This is a genomic window from Aeromonas sp. FDAARGOS 1406 (genome assembly GCF_019048565.1).
In the GTDB taxonomy this organism is placed as follows: domain Bacteria; phylum Pseudomonadota; class Gammaproteobacteria; order Enterobacterales; family Aeromonadaceae; genus Aeromonas; species Aeromonas caviae.
Genome location: NZ_CP077378.1, coordinates 451,425 through 463,896 on the forward strand (window position 1 = coordinate 451,425; position 12,472 = coordinate 463,896).

Below are 12,472 nucleotides of genomic sequence, written 5' to 3' on the forward strand. Positions count from 1 at the left end.
TTTAGTGACTTTGGTGTTTCCATTTTGAGCGCCGAACGATATTGTATATACAAATCATCCCCTCAACGGAATTGAACCATGCGGATCACAAGGAGAGAAAATGGAACCTGAACACACGCTCACTGCACCGGCAGGATCAGGGGCCGGCATCAAGCTGCTGCTGGCCAGCCTGCTTGGCATCGCCATCTTTTTCGTGCCCTTCGAGCTTGGCGGGCGCAGCACCATAGTGGTGGATCACCTGGCCGGCTTTCTGATTGCCCAGCGCCCCCTTGCCCTGACCCTCATTCTCTTGCTCATCGCCTATGGCGCCATCACCCCCTTGCTGGATGGCCGCTGGCGCGCCCGTCCCATCGACAGGGTATTGAGCCTGTTCAAGCTGCTCGGGCTGGCCCTGGCCATTTTGTATGTCACAGACTGGGGCCCTGCCTGGTTGATGACCCCGGATCGCCTCCCCTTCCTGTTCGATAAACTGGCCATGTCTGTGGGTCTCATCGTGCCTATCGGCGCCATGGCCCTGACCTTCCTGCTCGGTTTCGGCCTGCTGGAATTCATCGGGGTACTGATGCAACCTGTGATGCGCCCCCTGTGGCGCACGCCGGGTCACTCCGCCATCGATGCGGTCGCCTCTTTCGTCGGCAGCTACTCGGTGGGCCTGCTCATCACCAACCGGGTCTTCCTCGCGGGCAAGTACACGGTGCGAGAAGCCGTCATCATCGCCACCGGCTTCTCCACCGTCTCGGCCGCCTTCATGATCATCGTAGCCAAGACCCTCAACCTGATGGGACACTGGAACTTCTACTTCTGGTCCACCCTGGTGATCACTTTCGTCATCACCGCCATCCTGGCGCGTGTTCCTCCCATCAGTCGCCTGGCTCACCATGGGGAGACCGACGAGCCGCTACCGGCTGGCATGAGCCGCTGGCAGGTAGCCCTCACCTGCGGCCTGACCCAGTCCCACCAGGCCGATCCTCTGCTGCGGCAATTGAAGGACAACCTCAGGGACGGTCTTCACATGGCCGCTGCCGTGGTGCCCACCATACTGTCCGTCGGTCTGCTGGGCCTGCTGCTGGCAAAGCACACCCCCCTGTTCGATCTGCTGGGCTGGCTGCTCTGGCCACTGACCTGGCTGCTGGATCTCGGCGAGCCGCTCGCCACCGCCAAGGCCCTCTCTGCCGGTCTGGCCGAGATGTTCCTGCCCGCCATCCTGCTCAAGGATGCCGACCTGCTGGTGCGCTATGTCGCGGCCGTGGTTTCGGTCAGCTCGGTGCTCTTCTTCTCTGCCTCCATCCCCTGCATCCTGGCCACCCGGATCCCGGTGAGCGTGGGACAGCTGGTGGTGATCTGGCTGCTGCGCACCCTGCTTGGCATCCTGCTGGCCGCCTTGTGCGGTAGACTGGCGCTGGCCCTCGGCTGGCTCGGTTGACCAGGGCTCATAAAAAAACAAAGCGCCATCAGGCGCTTTGTTTTTATCGGGATTGTCTCAGGGGGCGATGACGGCGAACCGGCCGCTGTTGAAATCATCTATCGCCTGATGGATCTCTGCCTCGCTGTTCATGACAAAGGGGCCATAACCCACGATGGGTTCATCGATGGGCTCGCCACTCAGCAGCAACAAGCTGGCCTCGCCCTCCGCCTCCAACATGAACTCCTCACCGTTGGGATCGAGCAGCACCAGTTGTGCTTCGCCCGCGCGCTCCTGACCGTTGATAATGAGAGAGCCCTTGAGCACCACCAAGGCGCTGTTCCATCCCGCTACCGCCGGCAGCACCACGCTGGCCCCGCCCTTGAGCCGCAGATCCCAGATGTTCATGGGCGAGAAGGTTCGGGCTGGCCCCTCTACCTCGCCTTGTTGCAACCCGGCATCGTTCCCGGCGATGATGCGCACCCGCACATCGCCCTCCTTGAGGCTCAGTTGCGGGATGGTGTCGCTGGTGATGCCCTGATAACCGGGCGTCGACATCTTGTGTTTGGCGGGCAGGTTGACCCACAGCTGCACCATGTCGAGGGTGCCACCACGACGGGTGAACCCCTGGGAGTGGAACTCGTCGTGCATGATGCCGGCGGCGGCCGTCATCCACTGCACGTCTCCCGGACCGATGATCCCCCCCTGGCCGGTCGAGTCGCGATGGGCGACCTCCCCTTCATAGACGATGGTGACCGTCTCGAAGCCACGGTGCGGGTGCTCCCCCACTCCCCTGGCATGATCGGCGGGCTCGAAATGTGCCGGGCCAGCCCTGTCCAGCAGCAGGAAGGGGCTCAAGGCGCGGCCATGGGTCTGATACGAGAACAGCGAGCGAACCGGGAATCCGTCGCCGACCCAGTGTTGTCGAGGGGCGCTGTAAATACCGATGACTCTTTTCATGATGCTCTCCTGGGTGATCGTCACGGGATGTGTCGTGGCTCGCATTGTGAGTCTGGAACGCTGCGTCCGGTAGACGTAAAATTGGCTATCAGCGTCCTATTTTGTGAACGATAACCCCATGCAACAGGATCTCAACGACCTCTATTTCTATGTCCAGGTGGTGGATCACGGGGGCTTTGCCCAGGCCGGCAGGGCCCTCGGCATGCCCAAATCCAGGCTCAGCCGCCGCATCGCCATGCTGGAGGAGCGACTCGGGGTGCGTCTTATCCAGCGTTCCACCCGCAGCTTCACCGTCACCGAACTCGGTCAGGCTTATTACACCCGTTGCCGGGCCATGCTGGTGGAAGCCGATGCGGCGCAGGATCTCATCGCCGCGACCCAGAGCGAGCCTTGCGGTCTGGTGCGCATCGCCTGCCCCATCGATCTGCTGCACGCCCACGTAGGGAGGATGCTGGTCTCGTTCGCCCTGGCCCATCCCAGCGTCAAGGTGCAGCTCGTCGGGGTCAACCGGGCGGTGGATCTGGTCGCGGAGGGGTTGGACATGGCGCTCAGGGTGCGACCACTGCCCCTGGAGGACAGCGATCTCGCCATGCGGGTGCTGGGTTATGCGACCCAGTGTCTGGTGGCAAGCCCGGCCCTTGTCACGTCACTCGGCATACCCCGGGCCCCCGCAGATCTGCTGTCATGGCCGAGCCTCGGTCACGGCGCCAGCCTGGAAGGCCATCACTGGACCCTGCTGGGCCCCAATGAGTCCAGAGTCAAACAGCGCCACAGCCCCCGCTTTGCCACCACCGACATGCAGACATTGCGTCAGGGGGCGATCGACGGGCTCGGGGTCGTGCAACTGCCCACCATGATGATGGATGAGCCCCTGGCCGATGGCCGGCTGGTGCGTCTGCTCCCCGACTGGGCACCGCGCCAGGAGGTGATCCACGCGGTCTTCCCCTCACGCCGCGGTCTGCTGCCTGCCATCCGCGCCCTCATCGATCATCTGGTCGAGGGCTTCTCCCACCTGGGGCAGGCAAGTGCGCCGCCCCCGCCATGATCTGTGCATGGCCGTTCCCGGGGGTGCCGACATGCAAAAGGCCAGAGCTTGGCTCTGGCCTTTTTATTTTTCCCCTTCCCAGAGGAGGGGAAACGGATACGGGCAGTATCCTCAGAAGGGCATTTTGAAGCCCGGGGGCAGTTGCATGCCGCCGGTCAGCTCGCCCATCTTGGCCTTGTTCTGCTCTTCCACGCGGCGCACGGCGTCATTGACGGCGGCGGCCACCAGATCTTCCAGCATCTCCTTGTCATCTTCCATCAGGCTGGGATCGATCTCGATACGACGCACGCTGTGGCTGCCGGCCATGGTCACCTTGACCATGCCTGCGCCCGCCTCGCCGACCACTTCCATCTGGGCCAGCTGCTCTTGCATCTTCTGCATGCGCTCTTGCATCTGTTGGGCCTGTTTCATCAGGTTACCCATTCCACCTTTACCAAACATAGATCGTCTCTCGTCTTGAAATCCGGCATCCAGCGCCGGGCTGTGGGTTCATCTGCCCTAAGTGGGGGCAGCCAAAGGTCTTTTCAACCGGGGACAAACCCGGCACGGTTTTTTCACCGCAATTCAGCGACTCAGGGGTTCGATGCTCTCGGGATGGAGCACGGCGCCGAAACGCTGCTGCAAGAATTGTACGTTGGGATCCGCCGCCAGATCCCGGCTCACCTGTTCACGCACCCCGAGATAGAGACGGTGCTCTATCTCGAGCGGCGTCTCCCGCGCGGGATCCGAGCCCAGGGTCACATCGATGTGAACCGGGCCGCCCAGCTCGGGACCGATGATCTCGGCCAGATCGGCGCGGGCCTTGTCGCTCACCAGATGGCGCTGCTCGGGTTTGAGCAGCAGGGAGACCCGATTGCCTTCCCGGGTCATCACCGCATTGATGGCGAGCTGGCGCAACCGACCACCCACCCCGGTGCGGGCGATAAGCTCGGCCCAGGTGTCCCCGCAATTGACCAGCAAGGACGAGGGGATCAGACGGGCGACCTCCCCCTCCTCTTCGGGCTGGGTGTCGCTCTCCAGGGCATCCCAGTCGATGGTCTCCATCAACGCAATGGCGGGCTGAGGCTCGCTGGCGGCCACTGGAGGCGCGGCAGACACCATAGCGACAACCGCAGGTGCCGCCGCATCCGCGCTGCCGACGTCAGCACCCAGATCCCAGGGCGGCAGATCCTCCTGCGAAGGAGGAGCCATGGTGGCGGGAGCTGCCAGGGCGGAAGTCACTGCCCGCGTGGGCAACGGGGCACTGGCAAACCCCTCGTCAAACCCCTGATTCAGATACTCTTCGTAGTCACTGGCTCCCTCTTCATAGGCATCCAGAGGGGGCAGGTCGTCATACCCCGTTTGCATGGCAGATCCCTGCCCCGGCATCTCGGGTCGCGCCGCTGATTGCACCTCGGCCTGGGGCGAAGTCGCGACGGCAGGCATCGCAGGGGCCGGTTTGGTCGCGACCACCGGTTTGACGGGGGTGATCCGGGCAGGCGCGGCGTTTGCGCTCTGCTCGCCACGCAGGCGGCTTCGCAGCAGATTGCGCTTGCCAAGCAGGCTCTGCATGCTGGATGTCGAAGAGATGGCGACGTCTTCCCCTTGGGCCTCAACCTGCTGCGTCTGCCCGGCGTCATCCGTCGCCAACGGCGCAGAGGCAGGCTCTGCAGGCGGACTGGCGGGCACCACGGCCTCGTAACCCATCCGTTCGGCCTCGCGCAGCAGCTCATCCTGCTCGGCAAAGAGCGGATCCAGCACTGCGCCCTCCTCCGCCTTGGGTGCGGGGGCGACGTGCTCGGCCTCAAGGACAGATGCTGGCGCGGCGGGAGCCTGTGGTGCTGCGCTGGCAGCCGGGGCCGGCTCAGCCCCCTGGGGCTTTCCCGGCAGGAGCTGCGAGTTTTCCCTCGCAGCCGCCATCACGCCGGTGTGCCCTGTCATGAGAGGCTGGGCTGCCAGATTGGCGGGATGAACTACCTCGCGCCGGGGAGAGAAGGCCAGCATCCGCAGACAGGTCATCTCCAGTGCGGTGCGCCCGTCAGGGGCCCAGGGCAGATCCTTGCGCCCCCCCAGCACGATTTGATAGCAGAGCTGCACCTCTTCCGGGCTCATGGCTCCGGCAAGCTGCAGCAGGGCATCGGCATCCGCCCCCTGCTCCTGCACGCTCGCAGGCAGCAGTTGCGCCATGGCCACCCGATGGAGCAAAGCTTCCAGCTCGGCGTGAAGCTGGTCGAAATCCGGCCCCAGGGTAGCAATCTCGGTGATCTTGGCCATGGTGGCCGGGGCATCCTGGCGCAGCACTGCCTCCAACAACTGGTGCAGGTGGTGATGATCGAGGGTCCCCAGCATGGCGAGCACGCTCTCCAGGCGCACGCTGCCGTTGCCGTGGGCCAACGCCTGATCCGTGAGGCTCAGGGCATCGCGCATGCTGCCGTCGGCCGCCTTGGCCAGGGCCAGCAGGGCGCGAGGCTCGAAGGGTTGACCCTCCTGGTCCAGCACCCATTCGAGCTGCCTGGCGATCTGGGTCTGATCCAGACTCTTGAGATGAAACTGCAGGCAGCGCGACAGTATGGTGATGGGGAGCTTCTGCGGATCCGTGGTGGCCAGCAGGAATTTCACATAGGGGGGCGGCTCTTCCAGGGTTTTGAGCAGCGCATTGAAGCTGTGGCGCGACAACATGTGCACTTCATCGATGAGGTACACCTTGAAACGACCACGGGCCGGACGGTACTGCACGTTGTCGAGCAGCTCTCGGGTGTCTTCCACCTTGGTGCGGGACGCCGCATCGATTTCCAGCAGATCGACGAAATTGCCCTGATCGATCTCGCGGCAGGTATCGCACACACCGCACGGATGGCTGCTGATCCCCTGTTCGCAGTTGAGGCTCTTGGCCAGAATGCGGGCGATGGTGGTCTTGCCCACGCCGCGGGTCCCGCTCAGCAGGTAGGCATGGTGAAGCCGTCCCTGATCCAGGGCATTGGTCAGGGCAGTCAGCACATGTTGCTGGCCGACCACTTGTTCAAACGTATGGGGGCGCCATTTGCGCGCCAAAACCTGATAGCTCATAGATCTCGATGCTGGGAAACGAGGCATTGAGGCTGGATGCTAACACAAATGGAGGGCTGGCTGTATGGGGGATGCGCCGCCTTGGGAGGGATCGCTTGAATTTCAAACCGGTGCCCGTTCAGGCACCGGTTTGCGGCAGAAAGCAGGGTGACGAGGCCTGCCGCGCGAAGGGGCGATTTACGCCCCCGCGAGTTCCACCAGAGAGACAACCTTGACGCCGGCGGCGGTCAGGCGGGCATCACCGCCCAGGGACGGCAGGGAGATGATGAAGGCGGCATCCGCTACCTCACCGCCGGCGCGGCGGATGAGCTTGACGGTGGCATCGACGGTGCCGCCGGTGGCCAGCAGATCGTCCACCACCAGCACCTTGTCACCGGGCACGATGGCATCGGTGTGCAGTTGCAGGGTGTCGGTGCCGTACTCCAGGGCGTAGGACTCCTCGATGACGGCGCGGGGCAGCTTGCCCGGCTTGCGCACCGGCACGAACCCCAGCCCCATGGCGTAGGCAACCGGGGCGCCGAAGATGAAGCCACGGGCCTCGGTGCCGACAATCTTGGTGATGCCTTGATCACGGTAATGATCGGCCAGCAGATCGATGGTGGCCTTGAAGGCCTCGGCATTCTCGATCAGGCTGGTGATGTCGCGAAACAGAATGCCCGGCTTCGGATAGTCGGGAATGGTCTTGATGCTCGCTTCGATAAACTTCAGGGTTTCCGGATTCATTATTTGACCGCTTATTTTTTGAGCCCAGCCATGGCGGCGCACGGGGTCTCCGCCTGGGGGCAATAAAAAGGCCCGTCACGCAAAAATGACGAGCCAACTCCATAGCATTATTGCCGCGATAGCTTAGGGATTTCACTTCTTCATTGCAACCGGCTCCAGCACCGGCAGACGCATCAACCAGGTGAGCAGGATCACCATTATGACAACCAGCAGCCACCTCACCCAGGGCAACGGCACCACCAGCAGCGATACCGAGAACGAGATCAGGATGAAGATGATGGCGCGGCGTCTGGTGTGGCGGCGAATGCCGCGATACTGCTGCCAGTCGAGGATGGGGGGGCCAAACCAGGGATGCGCCAGCAACCAGCCATGAAAGCGGGGGGAGGAGCGCGCAAACAGCGCCGCCGCCAGCAACATGAAGGGGGTTGTCGGCAGCAGGGGCAGGACTATCCCGACTATCCCGGTGGCGAAGGCAAGCCAGCCCAGGGCCATCAGACACCAGCGTTTCATGGGTACTCCTCTAGTGTTTCTCTGCCTTTAGCCTAACAGAGTTGGCCCGGAAGCTGACAGCCTGGCCCAGTCTGCGGCCGTCGATGGGGGCCATCGAGTGGGCAGACGGCTGACAATCCCGGCGATTGCCACTACAATCTGCGCTCTTTTTTCTCCCCTTGTCTTCGGAAGCAGCTATGCGCGTTATTTTGGCCCCTATGCAGGGGGTGCTGGATCACCTGATGCGGGAGGTCCTCACCTCCGTCAATGATTACGACCTCTGCGTCAGTGAATTCATCCGGGTGGTCGATCAACTGCTGCCCGCCAAGGTCTTCCATCGCCTCTGCCCAGAGCTGAAACAGGATGGCAAGACCCGTGCAGGGACCCCGGTACGGGTGCAACTGCTGGGACAGCATCCGGAGTGGCTGGCAGAAAATGCCATCCGGGCCATCGAGCTCGGCTCTCCCGGGGTTGATCTCAACTTCGGCTGCCCTGCCCCCACGGTCAACAAGAGCAAGGGGGGCGCCGTGCTGCTCAAGGAGCCCGAGACCGTCTATCGCATCGTCAAGGCGGTGCGGGAGGCCGTGCCTGCCCACCTGCCGGTGAGCGCCAAGATCCGCCTGGGATACGATGACAAGGATCTCTATCTGGACAACGCCCAGGCCGTCTATCAGGGGGGGGCCAACGAGCTGGCGGTGCATGCCCGCACCAAGCGCGAAGGCTACAAGGCGCCGGCCCACTGGGAGTACGTGGACGCCATCCGCCGCGCCCTGCCCATCCCCGTCACCGCCAACGGCGAGATCTGGAACCATGCCGATGCCCTGACCTGTGCCCGGGTGTCCGGTTGCGATGCCCTCATGGTGGGCCGGGGCGCCATCTCCCTGCCCAACCTAGCCAACGTGATGAAGACGGGGTGTGCCCACATGAGCTGGGCCGAGGTACTGCAACTGATGGTGACCTACACCGAGCAGGATCTGGCGAGCGACAAGGCCGACTACTACCCCAGTCGCATCAAGCAGTGGTTCTCCTACATAGTGCGGGAATACCCCCAGGCCGACGAGCTGTTTCGTCGCATCCGCACCATCAAGACCGCAGAGGAGATCCGCACCGCCCTTGAGCGCGAGTGCGCCTCACAGGCCTAGACTTGGCCGCCGCCCCGCGGCGCCCTATGATGAAGGCTCATTGACAGGAGGTCAGGATGCAGGGAGTGCCGGTCAACTTTACCCATCAGCACGACAGGGCCGATTTTCGCGCCCTGCCGGGGCAGCCTGCGACCGAGCTCTATCGCGCCCACATCCAGCACCACATCTTCGATCCCCATAGTCACGAGGGGTTTGGCCTCGGTGTCATCGAGTGCGGTGCCGAGCGCTTTCGCTATCGCGGCAGCCAGCTCCTGGCCGGTCCCGGCAGCCTAGTGCTGATGAACCCCGATGAGCTGCACACGGGCGAGTCAGCCTGCGAGCAGGGGTGGCGCTATCGCATGCTCTACCTGCCCGCCGACCGGCTCGAGGCCATCAGCGGCGAGCGCGACTGGTATTTCACCGATGCCGTGCGAAGCGATCCGCGCACTGCCCCCGTCCTGCAGGCGGCCCTGGATGCCCTCTGGCACTGTGACAGCGAGCTCGCCGCCGACGGCCTGCTGCTGAGGGTGTGCGAGACCTTGCGCCCCCATGCCCGGGCCCTGGCGGCCCCGCGCGAAGCGGCCCACCCTCTGGGCCGCGCCATCGACTATATGCAGGCCTGTTTCGCTCGCCCCATTACCCTGGCCGAGCTGGCCGGTGCAGTGAACCTCAGCCCCTACCACTTCCAGCGCAGCTTCAAGGCCCGCTTTCACGTCACTCCCCAGCAGATGTTGATGGCCATCCGCCTGCAGCGCGCCAAGGGCTGGCTGGCCGCAGGCCTGCCCGCTGCCGAGGTGGCCTCCGCCTGTGGTCTGGCCGATCAGTCCCACCTCAACCGTGCCTTCCTGCGCCGCTATGGCACCACCCCGGTCCGCTACCAGAAACAGGTGCAGGCTGGCCGCTAAAGCGCAATCTGGTTCAATACGCCCCCCTTCCCCCCTGCTAGGCTGGCCTCCTTCTTCTTTACCGGATATGAAACATGTTGATCGGAGTCCTGTTTGCCCTGCTGGCCGGCCTGATGTGGGGGCTCATCTTCGTCGCCCCCCTCTTGGTGGACGGCTATCCCCCCTCCCTGCTCGCGAGCGGCCGCTACCTCGCCTTCGGCCTCATCGTACTGCCGCTCGCCTGGCAGGCCCGCAAACACCTGGCGGCCCTCTCGGCCAGCGACTGGCGAGAGGCCCTCGCCCTCACTCTGGTGGGGAACCTCCTTTACTACTTCTGCCTGTCGGGGGCCATCTTGCGCATCGGTTCGCCCCTGGCGGCCATGTTTATCGGCACCCTGCCGGTGGTGACGGCCCTGGCTGCCAACCGCCTCTATGGCGCACGGGACGGTCGCCTCTCCCGCACCCGGCTCTACCCGTCCCTGGTGCTGATGGGGGCCGGCCTCTATCTGGTCAACAGCGCCGAGCTGATCTGGCACACCGAGGCGCGCACCGAACAACTGCTTGGGCTCGCCCTGGCGGTGGGCGCCGTGCTGTGCTGGACCTGGTATCCCCTGCGCAACGCCCGCTGGCTGCGCGAGCACCCGGGCCGCAGCCCGGCCGTCTGGGCCACCGCCCAGGGGCTGGTGACCCTGCCGGTGGCGCTCATTGCCTATCTCGGCAGCCTCGGCCATCTTGCCCTGAGCGCACCGGACTTTCCCCTGCCCTTCGGGCCGACGCCCCTGCGCTTCGTGCTGCTGATGGGGGCAGTGGGGCTCTTCTGCTCCTGGCTTGGCACCCTGTGCTGGAACGAAGCGAGCCAGCGCCTGCCGACCGTGCTGGTCGGGCCGCTCATCGTGTTCGAGACTCTGGCGGGGCTCTTTTACGCCTTTATGCTGCGGGGGATCATGCCCCCCATGAGTACCCTGGTGGGTGTCGTCTGTCTGGTGGCGGGAGTGCTCTACGTCATCACCGGCAAGCCGCAGCACCTGCCGGAAAAACCCGTCAAAGCACGGTTAACTTGATTCATGTCATCTTGATAAACCGCGGGTTTCCCTATACTGGCCGAGTTTTATCACTCGTTTTTGGGGGCTGCTGTGTGTGAAGTGACGCAAGCCCGGTTGGCCGAATGGCATCAGCGCCTTCTGACCGACTGGGCGCAAACAAGAGAGGAGCTGATCCGTCAGCTCAAGGCCTATCGACAAGATGACTGGGCACAGAAGGTGGAGCGCTGCGAGCGAGATCAACTGGTTGATCTGACCAGCCGTCTCGATCTGCCCGGAGTGGAACACAGCGTGGCACGCCTCAAGCGGCTCGACGCGGCGCTCTGCCAGATGGATCTGGGGCTCTATGGCTTCTGCTCCGATTGTGAGGAGCCGCTGCTCCCTGAACAGCTGGAACAGGATCCGACCCTGCAACGCTGCCCGCGCTGCGAGGCCCGCTACCGCAAGGGGTTCCACGCTCACGAACTCTGATGGGGGCACCCTTTGTGCCCGCCATTTTCCTCCTCCCCCCCTTCTCGCTTCCCAACATGACCAACCCCCTGGCGCGACGATCCCGGCAACCCCGGGGGCAGCCGCACAGGCATGAAAAAGGGGAGTCATGGACTCCCCTTCTCGTACTGCGTACTCGTCACTGGGCCAGCAGGTGGCCTACCAGCTCATGACGCCACCCTTGCAGCAGCATGGGCTTGTCCGCCCTGGCCCGCTCCTCGGCACTCATGCGCCAGCTCCAGGTGAAGTACTGGTGGATGATCTTCTTGCTCGCCACCAGCTCCGGCGGAATGTTGCTGGCCTTGGCCTTCTCCTCCACCATGGCCTTGATGCGCTTGAGCTCGGCCTTGTACTGGGGGAAGTCCACCAGACGGCGGATGGGATCGGGCCAGCTAGCAGGGTCGCTCTGCTGGGCGGCGGCGACGATGTCCAGCATCCGCTTGCCGTGGATCTTGATCTCGATGGGCGAGAGGCCCAGCTCGTTGAGATCCCGCAGCGAAGCGGGACGACGCTCCGCCACCTTGAACAGGTGCAGCTCTTTGACCACGAAGTTGAGGGCGAGATCCCGGCGTACCGCTTCCTGCTGGCGCCAGGCGGCCAGCTCGCGCAGGATGGCCAGCTCACGGCGACCCAGTTGCCAGGCGTTGACTATCTCGAGGTAGGCCTGACGGGGATCGCTGCCCTGGGTCTTGCGGGCGGAGTGGTTCTGGCACTCCTGTTCGAACCAGGGGAACTTGCCGCTCTCGCGCAGTCTGGCCATCACCTTCTCGTAGAGGGGCATGAGGTAGAAGACATCCGCCGCGGCATATTCCAGCTGACGAGGGGTAAGGGGGCGCGCCAGCCAGTCGGTACGGGCCTGATCCTTCTCAAGCTCGACCCCGAGGAATTCGTTGACCAAGGCGCCAAACCCCACCGACACGCCATGACCCAGGAAGGCTGCCGCCAGCTGGGTATCGTGCATCTGGTTGGGCAGGTGACCCGCTTGATGCTGGATGAGTTCCAGATCCTCACCGGAGGCGTGCAGGATGGCAATCTGTCCGGCCCGACCGAGGCGCTGCCACAAACCGGAGAGCTCCAGGGTCAGGGGATCGAGCAGGGCAAGCTGCTTGCCATCGTAGATCTGGAACAGACCGAGCTGGGGATAGTAGGTACGGGTGCGAACGAATTCGGTATCGATGGCCAGGGGAACGTCGGCCAGAGAAGCGAGATACTGATCCAGTTCGGCTTGCTGTGAAATGAGTTGATATTGCATCGTTGCCTGCACGTTGGTCGGA

At 63.8% G+C, this 12,472-nt stretch carries 12 protein-coding genes; 6 read left to right on the forward strand and 6 right to left on the reverse strand.

What is annotated here, in order from left to right:
- Positions 1-100 precede the first annotated feature (100 nt).
- Positions 101-1,423 (forward strand): YjiH family protein, encoded by a 1,323-nt coding sequence (locus tag I6L36_RS02100; RefSeq protein WP_052815104.1) that lies wholly within the window; start codon positions 101-103, stop codon positions 1,421-1,423.
- 57 nt (positions 1,424-1,480) lie between these two features.
- Here the strand turns inward: I6L36_RS02100 and I6L36_RS02105 are convergent, their stop codons facing one another.
- Positions 1,481-2,362, reverse strand: a complete 882-nt coding sequence (locus tag I6L36_RS02105) for a pirin family protein (protein WP_043152681.1) — start codon at positions 2,360-2,362, stop codon at positions 1,481-1,483.
- Between the two features lie 118 nt (positions 2,363-2,480).
- Between I6L36_RS02105 and I6L36_RS02110 the strand changes: the two genes are divergently transcribed.
- A complete protein-coding gene (locus I6L36_RS02110; protein WP_109112461.1) occupies positions 2,481-3,407 on the forward strand; it encodes a LysR family transcriptional regulator in 927 nt (308 codons plus the stop codon).
- Positions 3,408-3,518: 111 nt separating this feature from the next.
- Here I6L36_RS02110 and I6L36_RS02115 read toward each other — a convergent pair whose 3' ends face one another.
- The 4 genes from I6L36_RS02115 to I6L36_RS02130 form a co-directional block, all read right to left on the reverse strand.
- Entirely contained in the window at positions 3,519-3,848 is a 330-nt protein-coding gene (locus tag I6L36_RS02115; protein WP_005301028.1) for a YbaB/EbfC family nucleoid-associated protein, read from the reverse strand.
- Positions 3,849-3,971: 123 nt separating this feature from the next.
- A complete protein-coding gene (gene dnaX, locus I6L36_RS02120) occupies positions 3,972-6,452 on the reverse strand; it encodes a DNA polymerase III subunit gamma/tau (protein WP_109112462.1) in 2,481 nt (826 codons plus the stop codon).
- 177 nt (positions 6,453-6,629) lie between these two features.
- The gene (gene apt / locus I6L36_RS02125) at positions 6,630-7,175 is read right to left on the reverse strand and encodes an adenine phosphoribosyltransferase (protein WP_010674707.1); all 546 of its coding nucleotides are present in this window, start codon (positions 7,173-7,175) and stop codon (positions 6,630-6,632) included.
- Between the two features lie 132 nt (positions 7,176-7,307).
- On the reverse strand, positions 7,308-7,685 hold the full coding sequence (locus tag I6L36_RS02130) for a YbaN family protein (protein WP_109112463.1): 378 nt from the start codon (positions 7,683-7,685) through the stop codon (positions 7,308-7,310).
- Between the two features lie 176 nt (positions 7,686-7,861).
- Here I6L36_RS02130 and dusC point away from each other — a divergent pair, with 176 nt between their 5' ends.
- The 4 genes from dusC to I6L36_RS02150 all read left to right on the forward strand — a co-directional run bounded on the left by dusC (position 7,862) and on the right by I6L36_RS02150 (position 11,180).
- Positions 7,862-8,806 carry a tRNA dihydrouridine(16) synthase DusC gene (gene dusC, locus I6L36_RS02135; RefSeq protein WP_103243143.1) on the forward strand — a complete coding sequence of 315 codons (945 nt, stop codon included), beginning with the start codon at positions 7,862-7,864 and terminating at the stop codon, positions 8,804-8,806.
- A 56-nt stretch (positions 8,807-8,862) separates the two neighbouring features.
- Positions 8,863-9,690 carry an AraC family transcriptional regulator gene (locus tag I6L36_RS02140; RefSeq protein ID WP_109112464.1) on the forward strand — a complete coding sequence of 276 codons (828 nt, stop codon included), beginning with the start codon at positions 8,863-8,865 and terminating at the stop codon, positions 9,688-9,690.
- Between the two features lie 74 nt (positions 9,691-9,764).
- Positions 9,765-10,730, forward strand: a complete 966-nt coding sequence (locus I6L36_RS02145) for a DMT family transporter (RefSeq protein WP_053288206.1) — start codon at positions 9,765-9,767, stop codon at positions 10,728-10,730.
- 81 nt (positions 10,731-10,811) lie between these two features.
- On the forward strand, positions 10,812-11,180 hold the full coding sequence (locus I6L36_RS02150; protein WP_109112465.1) for a TraR/DksA C4-type zinc finger protein: 369 nt from the start codon (positions 10,812-10,814) through the stop codon (positions 11,178-11,180).
- Between the two features lie 157 nt (positions 11,181-11,337).
- On the opposite strand, the gene rnd is transcribed toward I6L36_RS02150, so the two are convergent.
- A complete protein-coding gene (rnd, locus tag I6L36_RS02155; RefSeq protein ID WP_042865294.1) occupies positions 11,338-12,450 on the reverse strand; it encodes a ribonuclease D in 1,113 nt (370 codons plus the stop codon).
- Positions 12,451-12,472: the final 22 nt, after the last annotated feature.